The 21,832-nt window shown below is 35.8% G+C and carries 25 protein-coding genes; 23 read left to right on the forward strand and 2 right to left on the reverse strand.

Annotation, left to right across the window (positions count from 1 at the left end; genetic code table 11):
* Positions 1–19: 19 nt before the first annotated feature.
* The 18 genes from nrfD (at position 20) to ASF92_RS14110 (ending at position 17,712) form a co-directional block, all read left to right on the forward strand.
* Positions 20–1,492, forward strand: a complete 1,473-nt coding sequence (gene nrfD / locus ASF92_RS14025) for an NrfD/PsrC family molybdoenzyme membrane anchor subunit (RefSeq protein ID WP_056094192.1) — start codon at positions 20–22, stop codon at positions 1,490–1,492.
* A gap of 2 nt (positions 1,493–1,494) precedes the next feature.
* On the forward strand, positions 1,495–2,031 hold the full coding sequence (locus ASF92_RS14030; protein ID WP_056094196.1) for a DUF3341 domain-containing protein: 537 nt from the start codon (positions 1,495–1,497) through the stop codon (positions 2,029–2,031).
* On the forward strand, positions 2,024–2,608 hold the full coding sequence (locus tag ASF92_RS14035; RefSeq protein ID WP_369817099.1) for a cytochrome c: 585 nt from the start codon (positions 2,024–2,026) through the stop codon (positions 2,606–2,608). The genes ASF92_RS14030 and ASF92_RS14035 overlap by 8 nt, the downstream gene beginning before the upstream one ends.
* 15 nt (positions 2,609–2,623) lie before the next feature.
* Positions 2,624–3,847 (forward strand): hypothetical protein, encoded by a 1,224-nt coding sequence (locus ASF92_RS14040; protein ID WP_056094202.1) that lies wholly within the window; start codon positions 2,624–2,626, stop codon positions 3,845–3,847.
* A gap of 87 nt (positions 3,848–3,934) precedes the next feature.
* Positions 3,935–5,146, forward strand: a complete 1,212-nt coding sequence (locus ASF92_RS14045) for a cytochrome c oxidase subunit II transmembrane domain-containing protein (RefSeq protein WP_231729820.1) — start codon at positions 3,935–3,937, stop codon at positions 5,144–5,146.
* 23 nt (positions 5,147–5,169) lie between these two features.
* A complete protein-coding gene (locus ASF92_RS14050) occupies positions 5,170–7,050 on the forward strand; it encodes a cbb3-type cytochrome c oxidase subunit I (protein ID WP_197413299.1) in 1,881 nt (626 codons plus the stop codon).
* A gap of 83 nt (positions 7,051–7,133) precedes the next feature.
* The gene (locus ASF92_RS14055; protein ID WP_056094212.1) at positions 7,134–8,192 is read left to right on the forward strand and encodes a heme A synthase; all 1,059 of its coding nucleotides are present in this window, start codon (positions 7,134–7,136) and stop codon (positions 8,190–8,192) included.
* Between the two features lie 15 nt (positions 8,193–8,207).
* A complete protein-coding gene (gene cyoE, locus ASF92_RS14060) occupies positions 8,208–9,116 on the forward strand; it encodes a heme o synthase (protein WP_056094215.1) in 909 nt (302 codons plus the stop codon).
* A gap of 17 nt (positions 9,117–9,133) precedes the next feature.
* A complete protein-coding gene (locus ASF92_RS14065) occupies positions 9,134–9,700 on the forward strand; it encodes a cytochrome c oxidase subunit 3 (protein ID WP_082489575.1) in 567 nt (188 codons plus the stop codon).
* Positions 9,701–9,731: 31 nt separating this feature from the next.
* Positions 9,732–10,439, forward strand: coding sequence for a cytochrome c oxidase subunit 3 (locus tag ASF92_RS14070; protein ID WP_056094223.1), 708 nt, complete (start codon positions 9,732–9,734; stop codon positions 10,437–10,439).
* 24 nt (positions 10,440–10,463) lie between these two features.
* Positions 10,464–10,820, forward strand: coding sequence for a cytochrome C oxidase subunit IV family protein (locus ASF92_RS14075; RefSeq protein WP_056094226.1), 357 nt, complete (start codon positions 10,464–10,466; stop codon positions 10,818–10,820).
* On the forward strand, positions 10,817–11,515 hold the full coding sequence (locus ASF92_RS14080) for an SCO family protein (protein ID WP_056094229.1): 699 nt from the start codon (positions 10,817–10,819) through the stop codon (positions 11,513–11,515). The genes ASF92_RS14075 and ASF92_RS14080 overlap by 4 nt, the downstream gene beginning before the upstream one ends.
* A 40-nt stretch (positions 11,516–11,555) precedes the next feature.
* Complete coding sequence (locus tag ASF92_RS14085) at positions 11,556–12,098, forward strand: DUF420 domain-containing protein (RefSeq protein WP_056094232.1); 543 nt, start codon at positions 11,556–11,558, stop codon at positions 12,096–12,098.
* A gap of 91 nt (positions 12,099–12,189) precedes the next feature.
* Positions 12,190–12,462, forward strand: a complete 273-nt coding sequence (locus ASF92_RS14090) for a hypothetical protein (RefSeq protein WP_056094235.1) — start codon at positions 12,190–12,192, stop codon at positions 12,460–12,462.
* A gap of 1 nt (position 12,463) precedes the next feature.
* Positions 12,464–12,862, forward strand: coding sequence for a hypothetical protein (locus ASF92_RS14095; RefSeq protein WP_056094237.1), 399 nt, complete (start codon positions 12,464–12,466; stop codon positions 12,860–12,862).
* Between the two features lie 127 nt (positions 12,863–12,989).
* Positions 12,990–13,652, forward strand: a complete 663-nt coding sequence (locus ASF92_RS14100; protein WP_056094242.1) for a DUF2461 domain-containing protein — start codon at positions 12,990–12,992, stop codon at positions 13,650–13,652.
* A gap of 104 nt (positions 13,653–13,756) precedes the next feature.
* Positions 13,757–14,596 carry an OmpA family protein gene (locus ASF92_RS14105; RefSeq protein ID WP_056094245.1) on the forward strand — a complete coding sequence of 280 codons (840 nt, stop codon included), beginning with the start codon at positions 13,757–13,759 and terminating at the stop codon, positions 14,594–14,596.
* Between the two features lie 311 nt (positions 14,597–14,907).
* Positions 14,908–17,712, forward strand: a complete 2,805-nt coding sequence (locus ASF92_RS14110) for a lantibiotic dehydratase (protein ID WP_056094248.1) — start codon at positions 14,908–14,910, stop codon at positions 17,710–17,712.
* On the opposite strand, the gene ASF92_RS14115 is transcribed toward ASF92_RS14110, so the two are convergent.
* Complete coding sequence (locus ASF92_RS14115) at positions 17,709–18,818, reverse strand: sensor histidine kinase (protein ID WP_056094251.1); 1,110 nt, start codon at positions 18,816–18,818, stop codon at positions 17,709–17,711. The two genes, ASF92_RS14110 and ASF92_RS14115, sit on opposite strands and share 4 nt — an antisense overlap.
* 443 nt (positions 18,819–19,261) lie before the next feature.
* Between ASF92_RS14115 and ASF92_RS21030 the strand changes: the two genes are divergently transcribed.
* The 4 genes from ASF92_RS21030 to ASF92_RS21045 all read left to right on the forward strand — a co-directional run bounded on the left by ASF92_RS21030 (position 19,262) and on the right by ASF92_RS21045 (position 20,022).
* Positions 19,262–19,408 carry a hypothetical protein gene (locus ASF92_RS21030; RefSeq protein WP_157263888.1) on the forward strand — a complete coding sequence of 49 codons (147 nt, stop codon included), beginning with the start codon at positions 19,262–19,264 and terminating at the stop codon, positions 19,406–19,408.
* Positions 19,409–19,573: 165 nt separating this feature from the next.
* Positions 19,574–19,720 carry a hypothetical protein gene (locus ASF92_RS21035; protein WP_157263888.1) on the forward strand — a complete coding sequence of 49 codons (147 nt, stop codon included), beginning with the start codon at positions 19,574–19,576 and terminating at the stop codon, positions 19,718–19,720.
* A gap of 4 nt (positions 19,721–19,724) precedes the next feature.
* Positions 19,725–19,871 (forward strand): hypothetical protein, encoded by a 147-nt coding sequence (locus ASF92_RS21040; protein WP_157263888.1) that lies wholly within the window; start codon positions 19,725–19,727, stop codon positions 19,869–19,871.
* Between the two features lie 4 nt (positions 19,872–19,875).
* The gene (locus ASF92_RS21045) at positions 19,876–20,022 is read left to right on the forward strand and encodes a hypothetical protein (RefSeq protein ID WP_157263890.1); all 147 of its coding nucleotides are present in this window, start codon (positions 19,876–19,878) and stop codon (positions 20,020–20,022) included.
* 194 nt (positions 20,023–20,216) lie between these two features.
* Here the strand turns inward: ASF92_RS21045 and ASF92_RS14125 are convergent, their stop codons facing one another.
* A complete protein-coding gene (locus ASF92_RS14125; RefSeq protein WP_056094257.1) occupies positions 20,217–20,957 on the reverse strand; it encodes a LytTR family DNA-binding domain-containing protein in 741 nt (246 codons plus the stop codon).
* Positions 20,958–21,326: 369 nt separating this feature from the next.
* Here ASF92_RS14125 and ASF92_RS14130 point away from each other — a divergent pair, with 369 nt between their 5' ends.
* Positions 21,327–21,821: a type I restriction endonuclease gene (locus ASF92_RS14130; RefSeq protein ID WP_056094260.1), complete on the forward strand. Its 495-nt coding sequence runs from the start codon at positions 21,327–21,329 to the stop codon at positions 21,819–21,821.
* The last annotated feature ends 11 nt before the right edge of the window (positions 21,822–21,832 follow it).

The raw sequence follows: 21,832 nt of genomic DNA on the forward strand, positions 1-21,832 counted from the left end.
TATAAAGAAAATACAAATTATGTCAGGACATAACGAATCAATACTTAGAGAACCATTAATTACCGGCGATAACATCACGTATGCAAAAATTACGGATGATATTTTAGGCCCGGTAGAAAATAAGCCAAATAAAGCCTGGTGGATTGGTTTCATCTTTGCCTCATTGGGTGCGTTGCTTTGGGTTGTAGCTGTAAGCTATACCTTCTGGAACGGTATCGGAGCATGGGGTTTAAATAAAACAGTTGGATGGGCATGGGATATCACCGGTTTCGTATGGTGGGTTGGTATTGGTCACGCAGGAACACTTATCTCTGCTGTACTTTTACTTTTCCGTCAGAACTGGCGTAACTCCATTAACCGTTCGGCAGAGGCGATGACCATCTTTGCTGTTATTTGTGCGGCAACTTATGTTGTATCACACATGGGCCGTCCATGGTTAGCTTATTGGGTATTACCTTTACCAAATCAATTTGGTTCGCTTTGGGTAAACTTTAACTCCCCGTTAGTTTGGGATATGTTTGCAATCTCAACATACTTCTCTGTATCATTATTATTCTGGTACACAGGTTTGTTGCCAGATATCGCTACCATCCGCGACCGTGCAGTTGGTACACGCAGAAAAATCTATTCTATCTTTTCGTTTGGATGGAGTGGAAGTGTTAAAACATGGCAACGTTTTGAAGCAGTATCTTTAATCCTTGCAGGTATATCTACACCGCTAGTACTGTCGGTACACACCATTGTATCTATGGACTTTGCAACTTCAGTAATTCCAGGATGGCACACTACAATTTTCCCTCCTTACTTCGTTGCCGGTGCAATTTTCTCAGGATTTGCGATGGTGTTAACCTTATTATTGGTTGCACGTAAGGTTTTAGGTCTTGAAAATTACATCACTATGTTCCACATTGAATCGATGAATAAAATCATCATCTTAACCGGTTCAATCGTTGGTGTTGCATACCTGACCGAGTTTTTCATAGCATGGTATTCGGGTTCTGAGTATGAGCAATATGCTTTTATTAACAGATCAACTGGTCCTTACTGGTGGTCTTACTGGATGATGATGACTTGTAACGTAATATCTCCACAGTTATTATGGTTTAAGAAAATACGTTTAAGCATTAAAGCAACGTGGATCTTATCAATCGTGGTAAACGTAGGTATGTGGTTCGAACGTTTTGTAATTATCGTTACTTCATTACACCGCGATTACATTCCGTCAAGCTGGGCTATGTTTTATCCAACATGGGTTGATGTAAGTGTGTTCGTAGGTTCAATCGGATTGTTCTTCACTTTATTCTTATTGTTTTTAAGGGTGTTGCCATCTATCGCTATAGCAGAGGTTAAATTATTATTAAAATCTGCAAGTGAGCAAGCAAAATTAAAACAGATTAAAGAAGGGCATGAGAACAAAGAGTATGTAGCAGAATACATAGAATCTTTAGAGAAATTTGATAGTGTTAAACAAGAAGAATACGCAAAAATATAACAATGAGTGATATCAAATATATTTTAGGCAGCTTTGGCGACCCTGACGAAATGATGCATGGCATCGATAAACTTCAGGAAAATAACATCACAATTTATGATGTATATACACCAATGCCTATACACGGAATAGAAGCTAAATTAGGTGTTAAAAGATCAAGAATTGATATCGCTGCATTTTGCTTTGGTATAACAGGAACCTGCGCAGCTTTCGCTTTAATTTATTTTTGCGCGGTTATTGATTGGAAAGTAAATATAGGTGGTAAACCATCATTTGCATTACCGGATTTTATTCCAATAATGTTCGAATTAACAGTGTTATTCTGTGCTTTCGGTATGGTTCTAACCTATTATGCGTCAACACATTTATTTCCGGGAAGAGCACCAAGGGTGATGGATCTTCGCGCTACAGATGATCGTTTTGTTATTGCAATAGATGCTCATGAAAATGCAGCACACACCGTTATTGATGATTTATTAAAAGATGCCGGTGCTTTAGAAGTAAAGTATAATGAAAGGAAGTACATTAGCTATGAATAAGAATAAATTTGTTTATGCCGCGTTTTTAGCTATCGCTTTTGCAGCTACTTTTTCGGCTTGTAGAGATAAACGCAGTACTGGATTAGAATATGCGCGGAATATGTATGATCCGATTGCTTTCAATCCAGATCAGCCAAATAAAAATTTTAAGGACGGTAAAACGGCACAGTTACCACCTGCAAATACGAAACCAGTAGGTTTTGAAGAATATGATAGCTTCCCGAATACTTTAGAGGGATATAATGAAGCAGGTGCTAAAATGGTAAATCCATTGCCTGCAGATAGCATCAATCTGGAACAGGGTAAACATTCATTTGTGGTTTTCTGTGCACCGTGTCATGGTGAAAAGGGAGATGGACAAGGTCACTTGGTTAAAATTGAGAAATTTACTGGTGTTCCTGCTTATCAAACTGGTGCTTCATCAAGAGGAGGTAACATGGCAGACTTAACGCCGGGTAAAATCTACCACACCATTACATATGGCGTAAATAATATGGGCTCGCATGCTTCACAAATTCTACCAATTGATCGTTGGAAAATTGTGATGTATGTTCAACAATTACAAAAAGGACAATAAGTAAAGCAGATATAAATGGGAACTCACAATATTAATTTTAGTGAACAATTTGAGTTTACAGGAAAAGTAAAAACTTTAAGTATAGTTGGTATCGTTTTAGGTGTTGCTGCTATTGCTTATGGTTTTTTAGCCGGTGATAAAGTTATGCACGAGCGAACTTTTGCCAACCTGTTGCTTATGGGATATTACTTTGCATGCGTTTGTATGTCTGGTACTTTTTTCCTTGCTGTTCAATATGTAGCTCAGGCAGGTTGGTCTGCTTCAATTCTACGCGTACCACAAGCGATGGCGAAAACATTGCCTATTGCTGCTGTTATACTTGTTGTTATAATTTCTGCAGGTTTATACACACACAATTTATACCACCATTGGCATGCTGATGGCTTAACTGATAAAAATAGCCCTAATTACGATGCAATTATCGCAGGTAAATCGGTGTTTTTAAATGTGCCTTTCTTTCTAGGTCGACAATTGCTATTTTTAGGTATCTACAGCATCTTTTCCATCATGTTTGTTAAATTTTCATATAATGAAGATTTGGCGGGTGGATTGAATTCTTACAGAAAAAGTTTTAAGAATGCCTGTATTTTCTTAGTTATTTATGGTTTCACCACTCCTATATTTGCATTTGATACAGTTATGTCGTTGGAAGCCCACTGGTTTTCAACAATGTTTGGATGGTACAATTTCGCTGCCATGTGGGTTAGTTGTTTAGCGACAATCGCAATTATCATTATTTTATTAAGAAGAGCAGGTTATATGCAATGGGTTAACAATAGCCATTTGCATAACTTAGGCCAGTTTATCTTTGGTTTCTCTATCTTTTGGACCTACGTATGGTTTGCGCAGTTCTTGCTAATCTATTATGCTAATATGCCTGAAGAGACTGTATATTTCTACAAACGTTTTGAATATTACAAGTTCTGGTTCTTTTTAAACTTGGCGATGAACTTTTTAGCACCAGTTTTACTATTAATGGATAGAGACAACAAAAGAACGGATATAAGATTATTATTTGTTGCTGTGGTTGTTTTATTAGGTCACTGGGTTGATTACTATCAAATGATTATGCCAGGAGCTGTGGAAGATGGGCATAATGGTTTTGGTATTATCGAAATCGGTATTGCTGCAGGATTTGTAGGTTTGTTTACCTTTACCGTTTTGACTGCATTGAGTAAAAAACCTCTGATAGCAAAAAATCACCCATTATTACAAGAAAGTTTGCATCATCAGCTTTAATTGATGGTTTAGAAGAGCAGATATTTAATTAATATTATAGAAGTACAGCGTACTACTTTTAAGAAAATGAGTTTAAGAAAGTTTATCATGAATAAAACGACCGGAGCTTTAGCAGTAATACTTGCTGTTTTTGCAAACACGAGCGTATTTGCACAGGAAGCAGCTTCAGTTGCTGCTTCGGCACCGAAAGTTGATATGGGCGATGTTTATAAATCAGTAATATTTTATATTCTGGTATTTCTTGCTATATGTTTATTCATCGCAATTGTGGGTAAAGCCATCAGAGTATATGAATTGAGCCGCGAAGCACAAGGTAAGCCTGTTGGTATTAACTGGAATAGGGTACATGCGAGTTTATTTGCATTGTTTCTTGTTTTAGGTTTATATGGTGTTTATTGGGAGTATACAGTACATGGTGCAATGTTGTTACCTGATGCTGCATCTGTACATGGAGAACGCATTGATCAAATGTTCAATTTGACATTGATCATTACGACCATCGTTTTTGTTGTTACACATATCTTATTGTTTGGATTTTCCTACATCTACAAATATTCAGCTAAAAGAAAAGCATATTATTATCCACACAATAACACAATAGAAAAAATCTGGACGATCGTTCCTGCATTGGTTTTAACCGTATTGGTATTGATGGGTTTCTTAACGTGGAGGTCTATATTCTACAAAGTTGATGATCCTAAAAATATGCCGATTCAAATCGAAGTAACCTCAGAGCAATTTAAATGGTCTATCCGTTACCCGGGAGCTGATGGTGTTGTGGGACATAAAAATTACAAATTAACCACGTCGACGAACACATTGGGTATTGATTTCAAAGATTTGAAATCTCGCGATGACCAAATGGCTGACGAGATGGTTATTCCTGTTGGAAAACCTGTTAAACTTATTTTAACAAGTAAGGACGTTATCCATAGCTTTTACATGCCTCACTTCAGAGTACAATTAAATACAGTACCTGGTATGCAAACGATTTTCGAATTTACGCCAACCATCACAACTTCAGAGATGCAGCAGAAAACGAATGATCCTAACTTCAAATACTTATTTTATTGTGCGAAAATTTGTGGTTCTGGTCATTACAATATGCAGAAGGTCGTGCGTGTGGTTTCTATAGAAGAATACAAGACCTGGTTAGCTGAACAAAAAACTTACTTAAACGACGATTTAAGAAAACAATTTAATTTGCCAGTTGCACCAACTCCGGCAGCATCCGAAGCAGATTCATCTGCTACAGATTCTTCAGCTGTGAAAACAAACCAAATGGCTTTAAATAAATAATATACCGAAGAGCGAAAATAAATATGTCAACAATAGCATTACACGACGAACACAATCACGATCACGCTGATCACGGGCATCACAAGGAGACTTTGATTTCAAAGTACATCTTCAGCATGGACCACAAAATGATTGCGAAACAATTTTTGGTAACCGGTATCATTATGGCGGTTATTGCAATGGGTTTATCAATTTTATTCCGTATTCAATTAGCATGGCCTGATAAAAATTTTCCGTTCTTAGAAACATTTTTGGGTAAATGGGCTGAAGGCGGTCGTATTAAATCTGATTTTTATCTCGCTTTGGTTACTATCCATGGGACTATAATGGTATTCTTTGTGTTAACAGCCGGATTAAGCGGAACATTCAGTAATTTATTGATTCCATTACAAATTGGAGCAAGGGATATGGCCTCGCCTTTCCTGAATATGCTGTCTTACTGGTTTTTCTTTACAGCCTGTGTGATAATGATGTCTTCATTCTTTATCCAAACAGGTCCTGCATCTGGTGGCTGGACTGTTTATCCGCCATTGTCAGCACTGCCTACAGCAATTCCAGGTTCAGGTATGGGTATGACATTGTGGTTAATAAGTATGGTTCTTTTCGTAGCATCATCTTTAATGGGCGGTATAAACTATGTGAGTACTATATTAAATATGCGTACAAAGGGTATGGACCTATGGAAAATGCCTTTAACCATATGGGCATTCTTCTTAACCGCTATTTTGGGTATTTTATCTTTCCCTGTATTGGTAGCGGGTGTTGTGTTACTTGTTTTCGACAGAAGTTTTGGTACAAGTTTCTACCTTTCTGATATTGTGATGGGTACCAATATTTTGCCAAATGAAGGTGGTTCGCCAATTTTATGGCAACACTTATTCTGGTTCTTGGGTCACCCGGAAGTATATATCGTAATTATGCCAGCTTTAGGTATATCGTCCGAAGTTATTTCGGTGAATTCACGCAAGCCAATTTTTGGATATCATGCAATGGTTTATTCCTTAATTGGCATTACCGTACTTTCGTTCATTGTATGGGGGCACCATATGTTTGTAACAGGTATGAACCCATTACTTGGAGGCGTGTTTATGATTACAACCTTGATCATCGCTGTTCCTTCTGCCGTAAAAACATTCAATTACTTAGCCACCTTATGGAGGGGTAACATTCGTTTTACGCCCGCAATGTTATTTGCTATTGGTCTAGTTTCATTTTTTATCTCTGGAGGATTAACGGGAATCTTTTTAGGTAATGCATCGCTGGATATCAACTTACATGATACTTATTTTGTAGTTGCCCACTTCCACCTGGTAATGGGTTCTGCGGCGATTTTTGGTATGCTTGCAGGTGTCTACCACTGGTATCCTAAAATGTTCGGTCGCATGATGAATGCTAAATTGGGTTATTTGCACTTTTGGTTAACATTCATCGCTGCTTACTTGGTTTTCTTCCCATTACATTTCCTAGGTTTAGATGGTGTTCCACGCCGTTACTATGCATTCACTGAGTTTGAGTTCATGAAAAAATGGTTGACCGTTAACGTATTTGTAACATGGGCCGCTATTATAGCAGCATTGGCTCAGGTCGCTTTCCTATTTAATTTCTTCTATTCAATTTATAAAGGTAAGAAAGCACCTCAAAATCCATGGGAATCAAATACACTGGAATGGACGGCGCCCGTGGAACACTTGCATGGAAACTGGCCGGGAGAAATTCCAACGGTTTACAGATGGCCTTACGATTACAGTAAGCCAGGTCATGATGCAGATTTTATTCCTCAAACCGTTCCTTTTTCTCAAACAATGAGTTCAAATTTACCTCACGATTTTGAAGGTAACGAGGAAGCAGAAAAAATTCAACAAGATTGGGAAATCGCCAATCCTGTGACAGAAAATAAGGGCTAGTTAAATAGCTTTAACAAAATTTTAAAAGGGGTATCTGATTAAGTTTCTGCTTATCCGGATACCCTTTTCATCTTAACAGAGATATGATCAGTAGATCAGAAGAACGTTTTATCAGGATTAACTTAATAACCATTATCGTTACGCTATTGGTTATACTTGCAGGCGGTATTGTTCGAAGTACTGGGTCTGGGATGGGTTGCCCTGACTGGCCAAAATGTTTCGATAGGTATATACCGCCTACTGATGTATCTCAACTTCCTGAAAACTATAAGCAAAAGTACGTCGCTGGTAGAATTAAGAAGAATGAAAAGTTTGCCAATTACCTTGAAAGTATGGGCAAGAAAGAATTAGCGGATAGCATCAGGCATGATAAGAACATTATAGTACCTGAAGAATTTAATGCTGTAAAAACCTGGACAGAGTATCTCAACCGTTTAGCAGGTGTTTTAGCGGGCTTGTTTTTGCTGCTTACCGCTATTTATTCATTCATTTATAAGAAGACTGCTAAGCGTATAATTATATTAAGTATTCTTAACATCTTTGTAGTAGGATACCAGGCTTGGTTGGGTTCAATAGTGGTGTCAACAAATCTTGCTCAATGGGTTGTGACCGTACATATGCTTTTGGCACTTGTTATCTTGGCCATTTCCATTTACACATATAATTACGCTAAACAACTGCATAAAGAGCCTTCTGTTATAATGTATCGGATTTTATGGCTGAAAGGGTTTTTGTTCTTCACACTGATGGTTAGTGTTGCCCAGATTATTTTGGGCACCGAAGTTAGGGAGGCTATTGATGTAGTCGCAAAATCTTTATCTTTTGGTGGTAGAAATACCTGGATTGGTAAAGTGGGAGAAATATTTAATTACCATAGAGACATGGCAATTTTAGTTGTTGTTTGTAATGGTATTATTTATAAAATGGTTATTGACAGATTTAGTGGGAAGGCAGCACCATTGTTAACTGCCAGATTTATTTTGCTAACGTTGTTGATCCAACTATTAACTGGGTTTGCACTGGCATATATTTCTTTACCACCTGTTGCCCAGGCATTGCATATACTATTTTCGACAATGCTATTTAGTTTACAGTTTTATTTGTACCTACTCGTTTATAGAACAAGAACTTACAAACAATAATAATAAATAAGAGAATTGAAACAATTTCTTTCGGATTTTTCTAAGCTGATTAAATTCAGACTGTCATTTACGGTCGTATTTTCTGCATCTATATCTTTTTTGATTGGGCAAAAAATGCAGATTGGAAGAGGGCATATTCCGTCTATTGACTGGGGAAACTGGCTTATCTTAATTGCTGGTGGATTTTTGGTTACAGCTGCTGCTAATTGTTTTAATGAAATTATTGAAGTAGACCTGGATAGGTTGATGAGCAGAACTAAAGACCGTCCAATGCCTGCTGGTAGAATGACTACAGGACAGGGATTAGTGTTGGGTGTTTTTATGGCTTTTTTAGGTACCTGGCTTTTGGGGCAATTGAATCTCGAAACCGGCTTATTATCCGTGTTTTCAATATTGTTGTATGCTTTTGTTTATACACCAATGAAAAGAAAGTCGCCAATTGCTGTGTTTGTAGGTGCAATCCCTGGTGCATTGCCACCACTTATTGGGTATCTGGCAGCATTTGGTAGTTTGAAATCTGATTTGTTTTTAGATATCGATTATAAGATTGCAATAATATTATTTTTAATCCAGTTTGTTTGGCAATTCCCACATTTCTGGGCGATTGCATGGGTTTTGGACGATGATTATAAGAAAGCTGGCTTCAGGTTGTTACCTACAAAGAAAAGAGATCGAACATCTGCGCTATTCACTTTTGTAAGTACGTTAATTTTAATACCTGTTAGTTTGTTGCCAACTTTTTATGGTTTCGGAGGTTATTACATCGCCGGCTTATCTATAATTGCGGGTATAATATTTAGCTGGCTCGCTTTTAAATTGTTAAAGAACAGGGAACTTATTGATGCGAAAAAAGTGATGTTCTGTTCGTTTTTTTACATACCTGCTGTACAGCTGGTATTAATGTTTGATTTTATTGCAAAATAATTATTATGGTTTTATCAATGGAAAATACACAAGATATATTCGACCCGAAGCCTAAAAAATTTATCGTATGGCTTTTCGTTGTATCATCTACGATCATGTTTGGTGGATTTACAAGCTACTATCTGGTCTTCGCGGCGTCGAAAGGGAAGGGACATGGGCTGGTTTTGCCTGATGCATTTATTTATAGTACACTATTAATTATCGCTAGTAGCATTACTTTAACAATCGCTTCAGTTGCTTTAAGAAAATTAAATTTTAGTCTGCAACGTAAAATGCTTTGGCTAACTATTGTTTTAGCGTTTGGCTTTGGCTTTATGCAGTTTATGGCTTGGGGCAGCATGGTTAAAACAGGAGCAACGCTTGTGGGCAATAACGCCGCGATATCTTTTATTTATGTAGTGCCGTTAATGCACTTATTTCATATTATAGCTGGTTTGGGCTTTATTACCAGTAGTTTAGTGGGTAGCTACAAGAATATTACCCTGGCAAAAAATAAGTTCCGTATGGAAATAACTTCTATTTTTTGGCATTTTATAGATATATTATGGATATATCTGTATGTTTTTTTACTTTTGAACCGTTAAATTTGTTAACAAACTATTATACTATTTCCAAATGAATTCAGTATCACAATTAGATCAAGTTAAAACCGGACCATGGAATGGTGGTCGTTCTCCCTGGTCGGTAGAATATGGTAAAATCATGATGTGGTTTTTCCTTTTATCAGATGCTTTTACATTCTCCTCATTATTGATCTATTATGGCGCTCAGCGCTTTTCTAAATCGGCATGGCCTGATCCGGATTTGGTTTTTCAATCTATTCCCGGCTTAAAAGATAGCGGCGCCCCTTTAGTATTCGTGGGCATCATGACTTTCATCCTTATCTTGAGTTCTGTAACTATGGTAATGGCCGTAGAAGCTGGTCACCGTCGTGCTAAAAAAGAAGTTATCTGGTGGATGGTTGCTACCATTATTGGTGGTTTTATGTTCTTGGGTTGTCAGGCATTAGAATGGAGCCACTTACACCACGAGGGCTTTTGGTGGGGTGAGATTCCAAGCGCTGAGGAATTAAAACATTTATTCACTGGTGATGTATCATTAGTCGCTGCACAACAGTTTGCAAATTTATTCTTCACCATCACCGGTTTCCATGGTTTCCACGTATTTAGCGGAGTGATGATCAACATTATCATTTTAGTGATGACTATCAATGGAACGTTCGAGAGAAGAGGACATTATTTAATGGTGGAAAAAGTTGGTTTATACTGGCACTTCGTGGATTTGGTATGGGTGTTTGTATTCACTTTCTTCTATTTGGTTTAATTTTAACATATAAAAATATTTAACATGTCAGAACATTCACATACAGCCGAAGGTCACGAACACGATGAGCATGCAGGTATGACTAAAGGTAAAATCTGGAAAGTAGCCGGCATTTTGTCTCTAATCACAGGTATCGAGTTTATCATAGCATTATGGGCAATCCCTGGTGGGTATATTCCTCAACATATTGGAAATTACATCTACATTGCATTAACGCTTGTTAAGGCGTTTTATATTGTAGCTTACTTCATGCACTTGAAATATGAGAAGCTTGGTTTACAATTAGCACTTACAGTATCATTTATTTTTATTATCTATTTTATAGTATTAATGCTAATTGAAGGTGGATTTTTAAATCTGCACATGTCGGTTCATTCATGAGATCATTCTCAATAAAGAAATCATTAATCCTGGTAAGCATTTTGGCAATACCAGGATTTTTGTTTTTTTACTTATTACCACACTTCGCCAAAAACCGTTATAAAAGTCTTCCAATTTTTGGTGAGAAAATTGTTGCCAAAACATTTCATTCCGTTCGTGGGAAGAAAATTCCCGATACGATATACCATACTGTACCTGATTTCAGCTTTGTAAACCAAAACAATGAAACCCTCAACTGGTCTTCGTTAAAGGGGAAGATAGTGGTACTAAACTTGTTTTATAAGGAAAGTCCGATTGCAGAGGTAAATGCCAATATCAAAGAAATTTCCGAGGGCTATCAAAAGAACCCCTTGATTCGTTTTCTGAGTCTTTCCGTAGATCCGCAGGATTATCCTTATAATTTAAAATCCTTAGCAGACTCGCTGGGTGCTAAACCGGGCAAATGGGATTTTTTAAGTGGCGATAGTCTGAGCGTTTACCCTTTCATCAGACAGGGCTTGCTACTCGATATCATTCAGCATGAAGAAGGTGGTAAAACTAAGTTTATTTATGGAAATCAGATAATCCTGCTGGATAACCAGCATAGGATTAGAGGTTTTTACGAGGTTACTAATGCGGACGCATTAGCTAAATTAGATGATGAAATAAAAGTTTTAGTTGCAGAGGATTTGCGGAATCTTAAAGATGGCAGGTAACCCATGTAGTAAATTTTAATCCCTGAAAGAATTTAATCTAATGGAAAATAATTCAATCGAAAAAAAATATAATATCTGGATAATCATTTTATCAATTGTTATTCCTGTAGCCGTAGCTATACTTTTTATGGTTAAGCTTAAAGATTTGGGCATCGATGTAAGTCCTCTTCCTTTTTTACCGCCTATTTACGCGACTATAAACGGCATTACTGCAGTTATTTTAGTAGTTGCTGTACGAGCAATCAAAAATGGAAAAGTTCAATTGCATCAAAGCCTGATGAAAGCTGCAATCGGTTGTTCGTTATTATTTTTAGTAATGTACATTGCCTATCACATGACTACGCCATCGACTAAATTTGGCGGCGAAGGGACTGTTAAATATATTTACTTTTTTATCTTGCTTACCCATATTTTGCTGTCAATAGCCATAATTCCTTTGGTTCTAGTAACGTACGTTAGAGCCTTGGCAGAAAAATTTGATAAGCATAGAAAGATTGCAAGAATTACCTTCCCACTATGGTTTTATGTGGCCGTAACCGGTGTGGTCGTATATCTAATGATATCCCCATATTATCAATATTAATATTCAAATAATTAAAGGTTCAGCTAAAGTGAACCTCTTTTATGACACAATTTTTAAGCGCTTAAATGCGTTTATCTGTATATTTGTTGTGATGAAGAAAAAAGTCTTTTTAATCTTAGTTCTGTTCTCGTTGGCTGCTGCCTCACCGGTAATGGTGAATGCACAATGCTCTATGTGTACTATAAATGCAGAGCAAGGTGTGAAAAATGGAAATACCCAGGCGGCCGGTTTAAATACAGGTGTTATATATCTTTTGGTAATTCCATATATTCTTGCTACGGTTGTTGGTGTCATATGGTATAAAAAGTATCGTAAAAAAAATATTCATTTAGATATGAAATCAGACCGCATAAACCTGAACTAGTATGTCTGAGAAAACTTCCAAGCTATATGCAATAGTTCATGCAAAATGTCCACACTGCCGCAGGGGAGAGATTTTTACAGGTAGTATGTATGGATGGAACATTCAACACACTAAGGAAGTTTGCGGGCATTGCGGTCAGCGTGTTGAGATAGAGCCTGGTTACTTTTATGCAGCAATGTACGTAAGCTACGCGATGAATGTTATCGAAATGCTTATGGCGAGTTTTCTAACATATTCTGTTGTTGGTGCTTTGGAAGACAATACTTTTTGGACTTATTTGATTGTTATTTTTGCAGGATGTTTTATTCTTTATCCTTTAAATTACAGATATTCCAGAATTATTTTATTGCATGTCTTATCACCAAATATAAAATACAAGCCGTATTACGATAAAGTGTAGAATGGTTAAGTGTCGAACCATTTGAAATCGTCAATTTAATAACGTGGTTCTGTTCGAAATGGGCATTTCAATCCAAAATTCAACAATAATGCAATTTAAGACAGTTAATCGTTATCCCTAAAAGCCCATGCTTAAAAAAGAAACACTCGTTTTTATTAAAGACGTTGCTGAAAATAATAATAGAGAATGGTTTGCAGAGCACAAACCAAAATATGAAGAAGCTAAAGCCGATGTGCTGGAATTAGTTGCTGCTATAATTCCAGAACTTTCTAAAATCGATCCTTTAATTTCCGCTGATCTGGATCCAAAGAAGTGCTTAATGCGCATTTACAGGGACGTTCGTTTCAGTAAGAATAAAGACCCTTATAAAAATAATTTCGGCATGTGGTTTTCGTCAAAAAGTAAAGGTGGTAATGAACCAGGCTACTATTTGCACATTCAACCAGGTAAAAGCTTTATTGCCGGCGGTTATTGGATGCCAGAACCACCACATGTAAAACTTATCCGGCAGGAAATAGATTATAACATCGGCGATTTTAAAGAGATTATTGAAAACGAAGAGTTTAAAAAGAATTTTAAACTTGGAACTGCATCAGCACTGAAGAATGCTCCGAAAGGTTATGACCCAGCTGATCCAAATATTGAGTATCTAAAGCTGAAAAGCTTTGAAGCCACAATGCCTTTAGATGATCAGGAATTTTTTAAACCAACACTCGTTAATAAGTTGATAAGTTCTTTTAAAACGGTTCACCCATTAGTTGCATTTTTACGTAACGCAATTGATGCTTAGCCATGTTATTTGAATAGATTTGAATTAATGCTATATCTTATTAATCACAACCTGAAACTTGATACTCACATCTTGATACTTGATACTCAAAATCCGATACTAATATGAAAAATATTTTTTTTGCTTTTGCGCTATTCTTATTTGTTACCTCAATTACATCTTGTGTTGTCTTATCTCCAAAGAAATATAAAGCACTTTTAGGGACTAAAGATTCCTTATATACGGCCTTTAATGAGGGGCAAATTAAGATTGAAAATCTGGAAGATGAGGTTAAGAAGTTGAAAAAAGATACGTCACTTATGGCAGACGATCTGCGTGATTTGCAAAATAGATTTAATGATGTAAACGCCAATTTTAATAAACTAAAAAATAACAGTTCAACCGAAATTTCCAAATTGTCAGGCGATCTTGCCGCTAGAGAAAAACGTTTAAAGGAAGTTGAAGAGGTATTGCGCAAACGTGATGAAGCGACGAATCAACTCAAAGAAAAATTACAACAAGCTTTGCTGGGTTTTACCAAGAGTGGTTTAACAGTTGATATAAGAAACGGAAAGGTCTACGTTTCTCTAATGGACAAACTTTTATTTCCATCTGGAAGTATAGTTATTGATGAAAATGGGAAAAAGGCCTTGGCTCAGCTTGCGAAAGTTTTAAAAGAACAACCGGAAATTAATATTGCAGTAGAAGGGCATACCGATAATCAGAAAGTAAATAATTTAGGACAGATAAAAGATAACTGGGATTTGAGTGTGCTGCGTTCAACTTCGGTTGTCAGGTATTTAACAGAAACAGAAAAGGTAGAAAGTGTACGCATGACCGCCACTGGAAAAGGCGAGTTTCAGCCTCTGGGTGCAAATACAAGTGCTGATGGGAGGAGTAAAAACCGAAGGATTGAAATCGTTCTCTCGCCAAAACTGGATGAATTGTATAATCTGATAAAATAAATAGGTTGAAATTTTAAAGGAGGGTGTATCAAAGATTTACGTTGGTTAACTAAGCGAATTTTAAGATATTCATCATTCCCAATCCGATAGCTCGGGAAACGGGGAATTGCAATGCAATTGCAGCTGCTTTAAGATTTCCGCCTGCCTGCGGAAGGCAGGCGGGAGATTAACGGAAAACAAAGTAAACTCTTGCCTTAACTGCTGGATCTTGCTTTTAATATAGTCTCCTTGCTTTTATAATTTAGCCAAAATTAATCTTAATTCTGCGATTTAAACTAAATCTTTGTAATTTCCGCTTATCAATCCCTTTCATGAAAGTAAAAATAGCCAAAGATCTAATATTCAGAACACCAAGATTTTCATACACATCTGAGTTGGCAGATTGTTGGGACGAGCTAAAATCAGCAATTTCAATTTCTTCTGATGCCTTTTATCAAACTATAAAAGATGTACATGCAGATGAGATAGAAACACTGGAGGCTAAAGTACTATTTACAATCTGGAAATATTTTAACAGAGCTAAGTTTAGATCCACGCCCTACGGAACATTTGCCGGGTTCAGCATTTTACCTGGTGCTATTAATTCTTTAGAACATGGAATAATCGTAGAGGAAAAGCAGGTTGTTCATGAGTTTATAGACTGGCCATACAAAAACCAACTGAAATTTTCACTTTCAGATTGCCTTGCAAACAACTGTTTATTGTTTACGAATAGTAGTTTTTATTTTACACCAACAAGCATTCGATACATCGCATGCTCCGATGGGTTATTTGAACTGGCCGAAATTGACAATAATGAATTCGTAGAGCAGATATTAAAAGCCTGCACACGCCCAATTCGTGTAAATGACCTAATCAGCCTGCTCGATGTTTCAACAGATGGGCAGGCAAATTTATTCGTTTTGCTTGAAGATATGTTAGCCCTGCAATTGCTTTTAAGTGATAATGATCCTAACATAATTGGTGAAGATTATTTTGGCCGTGTCGGTATAAAACCGTCTATCGAAATTCCAAAATACCTCATTGCAGAACGAAATGTGATTTCAGGAGGTTTAGATGAAAAAATGTTTTCTGCGATACCTGGATTAATAAACTTAATGCGGCATATTTTGCCAATTGATGGGCGTGATGCTCTGAAGCAATTTGTAAATAAGTTTAGGAAAAAGTTTGAGCAAAAGGAAGTTCCTCTATCAATGGCCTTAGATCCGGAAATGGGAATTGGATACGACGAACTGGAACAGGCCGGTCAGGATGATGATTTTATTGCCCAATTTTACGGTAAGCAAAATAAAAAAACTGAAGAGCTAAACGATAAATTAAAGCAAAACTTCGAAAGGTTTATTCGTGCTGAATCTTTCCATACAGACCGCGTGATTCAATTAGATAAATTACGTATTCAACTTTCGGATAAGGCAACTGTGATTCCGAATTCGTTTAGTATGTTAATGTCAATTTCTGATGATCTGATTTGTGTAGATCAAACAGGAGGAAGCACCGCTAATGCACTAAGTGGCCGGTTTACGATTGCGAATGACGAAGTTTATCAGCATTGTAAGCGAATCGGTAAAATCGAACAGGAAGTAAATTCCGACGTGTTGTTTTTTGATGTTGCTTATATGGTAGAAACGAATGTAGATAACATCAACAGAAGGAAACTGGTTTATGATCATCAACTCTCTATTTTGAATTTTGACACCTCTGAAAGCCCGCTAACTTTGGATGATATTATGCTTTCTGTACAAGGAAGTGAAGTCATATTAAGATCCAGGAAATTGAATAAAAGAATCGTTCCCAGGATGGCTTCAGCATATAATTACGCCCGATCGGATTTGTCCGTTTTCAGATTGCTTTGTGATTTACAACATCAGGGTATTCAAACCAATCTAACCTTTTTTTTAGAGCACTTATATCCCGATTTACCATATTATCCGCGTGTTCAATATCAGAATATAGTTTTATCTCATCAAAAATGGCAAGTTAGAAAAGCAGATTTATCGGCCATGAATGTTAATGATCTGAGAACTTACCTGAATAAATTGGGTGTTAGTGATTATTTCAAAGCTGGCTTATCAGATCAAACTCTATGTTTTAACAAGAATACGAACTTAGATTTGACCGCTTTTCTTCAACATGTGCTCAAGCAAGATAAAGTATACCTTGAGGAGGTGCTAATTCCACAAGAAAGCACTGTAATTGATGAAAAGGATAATCCATATTTGGCTCAGTTTATACTTAATATTTACCATGATGAACAAATCTACAGCGGATTTAGTAAAGCCAACTCAGAAATAACTCCGGTGAAAGAATTTTTCCCGCCAGGGAAAGAATGGTTATATTTTGAAATTTATTGCCATCAACAACGTTCAGATATGCTATTGAGTGGACCAATCGCCCACTTTTTAGACGCTTACAAAAGCCTAATTAAGTCCTGGTTTTTTATTCGCTATAACGAAAACGGTTATCATTTAAGGCTGCGGATCTTATTAAATGATGAAAATGACGGACAGATCCTCACTTCTTCATTTTCTGATTATCTTGAGGAGTATCTATCTGCTGGTTTAATATCGGATTTACAATTGAGAACCTATCGTAGGGAAACCCAGCGTTACGGAACGAATTTGATTGAAGAAATTGAACGGCACTTCTCGTCGGACAGTCATTTCGTGTTATCCTTATTTGAAACCAATCCTGATGCAATTAATAAATATAAATTATGCTCTGATTTGGTAGAGAAAATACAGGCGAAAGCTTTGTTTAACGATAAAGTATTTACTGAAGTAATCAAAATGATGTCTGATTCATTTAATGAAGAGCACCATCTGGAGGCGTCTGATTTTAAAAAGATGAATACCCAGTATCAAATTTATCGTAAAACAGAATATATTAATTTAACCGATAATCAGTTAATTGCTTTTAATTCATTTGCGGATTCTTTTATTAATATTTTAAAAATCTGCAATCCAGAAAGGATGGTTCAATTGTTCAGCGATCTGCTACACATGCACGTAAACCGCTTATTTAATAAAGATCAGCGAACACATGAAATGGTTGTGTATTATTTCTTATTAAAAGAAGTGCAAAGAAGAAATGCGATGAAGAATTTTAAACCATTTTAATTTAATCCAGCCATAGGATTATCTATATCAACCTTAATTTCCGTAAGGTACCTGTTTAATGGATCTTTGTAGAATTTAAATGAATATTTGTCTTTATAGAAGTTATTAAGGCGCTTATCAATATTCTCCAAACCGACATGGTGGCTTTCCACTTCCTTTTTCTTAACCTCATTAACCATATTAATTGTTGTTAGGGTTAAGCTTTTTCCATCGTAGTCGATTTGCACAATAGAGGGTTGCGTAGAGTGCGCAATGTTCCCATGTTTAAACATATTCTCCACTAGTGTTAACATGATAAGCGGAGGGAAGCGTAGGCCAAAAAGGTCTCCATTAACGATTAAATCGAAATTTATCGTGTTGGCGGTACGGAGCTTATGCAGGTTAATTAAATGCTCAATCTGCTCAACTTCTTCACTTAAAGGCACCAGTTCTGAGGCTTCTGGTCTTTTTAAGGCATAACGCATCATTTCAGATAAATTCATGATGGCATCTGCAGCCAGGGGCGCTTTTTTTCTGGCGTCGTTGTAGATGAAGTTTAAAGTATTAAATAAAAAGTGCGGATTAATCTGGCTACGTAAAAAATTATTTTGCGATTGCACCAAATCGTTTTCCAAAGCTTGTTTTTCGATGGTATTAACGAGGTTTTGCTTTTCCAGTTTTTGAACCCGACGGCGTTCAATTAACGAGTTTAACAAAAAGACATAGCCCGTGCTAAACCCAATAAAGTACAAGGCACGCCATGAGGACCGTAAAACATAAACTTTATTAAATTCCATTGGAATTTTATATCCGGTTCCTATAGTCATTTGAATTAAATACTCGAATGGAAATGCAATTGCCAGATACAAGATCAGTTCCATAATTACAAAAGGTATAATTAGCCATACTTTGAACCTCAAATTGCTTCTCAGAATTCTTTGAATACCGTAGGCATGTAAATAGAATAGAGAAATATTCAGGGCATAATGAAATACTTGGTTTCCGAACGTGCCCCATATCCCATAAACAATACCGGTTATGAATACCTCATATATTATGAAAAGTGCCCATGCTTTTACATGAATATCATTTCGGTTATACCAATTTTTTAATTTAAGAATGTTCATTTAAATGGGTTTTATTTGCTAAAAAAGGGGTTTTATCTTTTAAAATAGAGGGTTTGTGTAAAAATTTCGGAGCGCCTTCCTATTCGCCGCACCTTTACATCAGTTAATCAAAACAACAATAAATAAATTATAAACGCATAAAGATATAATAATATGAAAGCGCAACACACAACAAAATTAAAAAAGAACACTGCATTTGTTTATAAAAATGTTAAAGCTCAGAATAACTTCAGTACCGATCCGACTGCGAATACTATTTTAATGACTAATTCATCAATGTCTCAAATCTTCAACAAATAATCATATGAAAACTCAACATACAACCAAATTGAAAAAGAATACTGCATTTGTTTATAAAAATGTTAAAGTCGCGGAACGAAAAGAACAAACTGGCCGCTCCTTCNCTAATTCATCAATGTCTCAAATCTTCAACAAATAATCATATGAAAACTCAACATACAACCAAATTGAAAAAGAATACTGCATTTGTTTATAAAAATGTTAAAGCTCAGAACAACTTCAGTACTGATCCAACTGCGAATACTATTTTAATGACTAATTCATCAATGTCTCAAATCTTCAACAAATAATCATATGAAAACTCAACATACAACCAAATTGAAAAAGAATACTGCATTTGTTTATAAAAATGTTAAAGCTCAGAACAACTTCAGTACCGATCCAAGTTAACGTTGGCTACGGTTTCTTAGGGTATNCTAATTCATCAATGTCTCAAATCTTCAACAAATAATCATATGAAAACTCAACATACAACCAAATTGAAAAAGAATACTGCATTTGTTTATAAAAATGTAAAAGCTCAGAACAACTTCAGTACCGATCCGACTGCGAATACTATTTTAATGACTAATTCATCAATGTCTCAAATCTTCAACAAGTAATCATATGAAAACTCAACATACAACCAAATTGAAAAAGAATACTGCATTTGTTTATAAAAATGTTAAAGCTCAGAACAACTTCAGTACCGATCCAACTGCGAATACCATCTTAATGACTAATTCATCAATGTCTCAGATCTTCAACAAATAATCATATGAAAACTCAACATACAACCACACTGAAAAAGAACACTGCATTTGTTTATAAAAATGTTAAAGCTCAGAACAATTTCAGTACCGATCCAACTGCGAATACCATCTTAATGACGAATTCATCAATGTCACAGATTTTTAATAAATAATTTTTGAACCTATTTGGAATGTAATTTTTTTTCGATAACTAGCAGTATGAAAATTAAAAACGCAATCAGGTTAAATAAGAATATTGCATTTATCTATAAAAATGTAAGAACAACAAGTAGCTTCAGTACCGATCCTACTGCTAACACAATTTTGATGACGAATTCGTCAATGTCACAAATCTTAAAAAGGTAGTTTAACTTCTCCCGGATTTTAATAAACTACTTTGTATATAGGCAAAGAAAGCCTCTTTATAACCTTCTCCAATCTGAATCATTTCATTATTAACTAATCTGATAATATTGCCGTCCACTTTTTTAATGGCCGCCTTAGCAACGATATTTGATTTGTTTACACGAATAAAAGCATGATTCTCTAAAGCCTTTTCAATTTCCTTTAAAGTAAGGTAAGTCGTATTGGTTTCTGTCTTTGTAATTATCTGAATATAATTTTGCAAAGCCCTGATGTATAAAATATCATCAATTAAAATATTCGAAAATGCATATTTATGATCGCCTTTAATGTATAAGGCTGCCACCTGATCTGCTTCTTTAGCTGCATTTTTAGCATTAATTGCTTCTTTTTTCAAAATTCTATCGATCCCTAAAGCAAACTTTGCAAATGAAATAGGTTTAAGAAGATATTGATCTGATTGTACATCAAATGCCTGAAGTGCATAATCCGGATGTGCTGTAGTGAAAATAAGGTATTTGGCTTTTTCCCTGATATTCTTAGCAAGTTCCAACCCATTTATTCCTGGCATATCAATATCCATGAACAATAAATCAATTTCGTCGCCTACACTAATTTCGGTTAGGGCCTGCACAGGGCTGGTAAAAGTTTTAAATACTGTTAGCCCGGGCATTTCAGCTATATGGTCAGTTAATACCTCGATAGCATGTTGTTCATCGTCAATAACAACGCATTTTAAGTTCATGATTATTATAAAGTGAGTTTGGAATCATATGCAAGTTAGCCAAAAAAAAGAATTTGTTCATATATCTGTGATAAAAAATCTTTTCCAGGCGTTTGTTTAAAATAGTCGTATTTGATGTAATATTTTGAAGGGTTGATGTAAAAAAATTAATTACGTATGACTATTTTATAATCTTTATTACTGTTTGCCAAAAACGAATGATCAACTAGATAATTTATATTTTTTGTATAACATCTTTTTGATTAAACATCTGCCTGCCTTCAGTATGTGTAGCCTGGATAATTAAATTGAAAGGCCATACACACTGTGGGATTTGACAATAAGCGCTTTTGATGAACAGAAGTTATACATAACAAAAAATATATTAACATGGAACTTAAAGACGAAATCGGACAATTTGCCGTGAGAATCAAAAAAATGCTTCCCCAGGTTCAATCAGAAGATTTAACGAGAAACGCATTAGTTATGCCTTTTATCCAGATATTAGGCTTCGATGTTTTCAATCCTTCCGAGGTTCAATCTGAAGCTGTTTTAGACTTTGGTGTTAAGAAAAGTAAAAAAGTTGACTATACCATTATGAAAGACGGTGAGCCTGCTATTTTAGTGGAGTGCAGACATCATGAAGATACCTTAGATATTAATGACTCGCGTTTATCCAAATATTTCCGTAAAACGAAAGCAAAATATGGTTTATTGACCAATGGCTTAGAGTATCGCTTTTATACAGAAAAAATGGTTCGGAGTAAAAAGAAACAAGAGCCTCTGTTTGTATTCAATGTTAAAGATACTAAAGCCGCTACCATAGCGAAGATGTTAGAAGAGCACAAAGATTATTTTAATGTTAAACAAAACGTTGCAAGTTAAGTACAATATTT

This window comes from Pedobacter sp. Leaf176 (assembly GCF_001424305.1).
Classification (GTDB): Bacteria; Bacteroidota; Bacteroidia; order Sphingobacteriales; family Sphingobacteriaceae; genus Pedobacter.

Bases quoted from the DNA above. Each gene is read 5' to 3' on its own strand.
- ASF92_RS14030 (WP_056094196.1), top strand. From the start codon at position 1,495: ATGAGTGATATCAAATATATTTTAGGCAGCTTTGGCGACCCTGACGAA.
- ASF92_RS14110 (WP_056094248.1), top strand. From the start codon at position 14,908: ATGAAAGTAAAAATAGCCAAAGATCTAATATTCAGAACACCAAGATTT.
- ASF92_RS14035 (WP_369817099.1), top strand. From the start codon at position 2,024: ATGAATAAGAATAAATTTGTTTATGCCGCGTTTTTAGCTATCGCTTTT.
- ASF92_RS14065 (WP_082489575.1), top strand. From the start codon at position 9,134: ATGGAAAATACACAAGATATATTCGACCCGAAGCCTAAAAAATTTATC.
- ASF92_RS14090 (WP_056094235.1), top strand. From the start codon at position 12,190: ATGAAGAAAAAAGTCTTTTTAATCTTAGTTCTGTTCTCGTTGGCTGCT.
- ASF92_RS21040 (WP_157263888.1), top strand. From the start codon at position 19,725: ATGAAAACTCAACATACAACCAAATTGAAAAAGAATACTGCATTTGTT.
- ASF92_RS14045 (WP_231729820.1), top strand. From the start codon at position 3,935: ATGAATAAAACGACCGGAGCTTTAGCAGTAATACTTGCTGTTTTTGCA.
- ASF92_RS14100 (WP_056094242.1), top strand. From the start codon at position 12,990: ATGCTTAAAAAAGAAACACTCGTTTTTATTAAAGACGTTGCTGAAAAT.
- ASF92_RS14075 (WP_056094226.1), top strand. From the start codon at position 10,464: ATGTCAGAACATTCACATACAGCCGAAGGTCACGAACACGATGAGCAT.
- ASF92_RS14070 (WP_056094223.1), top strand. From the start codon at position 9,732: ATGAATTCAGTATCACAATTAGATCAAGTTAAAACCGGACCATGGAAT.
- ASF92_RS14095 (WP_056094237.1), top strand. From the start codon at position 12,464: ATGTCTGAGAAAACTTCCAAGCTATATGCAATAGTTCATGCAAAATGT.
- nrfD (WP_056094192.1), top strand. From the start codon at position 20: ATGTCAGGACATAACGAATCAATACTTAGAGAACCATTAATTACCGGC.
- ASF92_RS21030 (WP_157263888.1), top strand. From the start codon at position 19,262: ATGAAAACTCAACATACAACCAAATTGAAAAAGAATACTGCATTTGTT.
- ASF92_RS14040 (WP_056094202.1), top strand. From the start codon at position 2,624: ATGGGAACTCACAATATTAATTTTAGTGAACAATTTGAGTTTACAGGA.
- ASF92_RS14105 (WP_056094245.1), top strand. From the start codon at position 13,757: ATGAAAAATATTTTTTTTGCTTTTGCGCTATTCTTATTTGTTACCTCA.
- ASF92_RS14085 (WP_056094232.1), top strand. From the start codon at position 11,556: ATGGAAAATAATTCAATCGAAAAAAAATATAATATCTGGATAATCATT.
- ASF92_RS14130 (WP_056094260.1), top strand. From the start codon at position 21,327: ATGGAACTTAAAGACGAAATCGGACAATTTGCCGTGAGAATCAAAAAA.
- ASF92_RS14055 (WP_056094212.1), top strand. From the start codon at position 7,134: ATGATCAGTAGATCAGAAGAACGTTTTATCAGGATTAACTTAATAACC.
- ASF92_RS14115 (WP_056094251.1), bottom strand. From the start codon at position 18,818: ATGAACATTCTTAAATTAAAAAATTGGTATAACCGAAATGATATTCAT.
- ASF92_RS14080 (WP_056094229.1), top strand. From the start codon at position 10,817: ATGAGATCATTCTCAATAAAGAAATCATTAATCCTGGTAAGCATTTTG.
- ASF92_RS14125 (WP_056094257.1), bottom strand. From the start codon at position 20,957: ATGAACTTAAAATGCGTTGTTATTGACGATGAACAACATGCTATCGAG.
- ASF92_RS21045 (WP_157263890.1), top strand. From the start codon at position 19,876: ATGAAAACTCAACATACAACCACACTGAAAAAGAACACTGCATTTGTT.
- ASF92_RS21035 (WP_157263888.1), top strand. From the start codon at position 19,574: ATGAAAACTCAACATACAACCAAATTGAAAAAGAATACTGCATTTGTT.
- ASF92_RS14050 (WP_197413299.1), top strand. From the start codon at position 5,170: ATGTCAACAATAGCATTACACGACGAACACAATCACGATCACGCTGAT.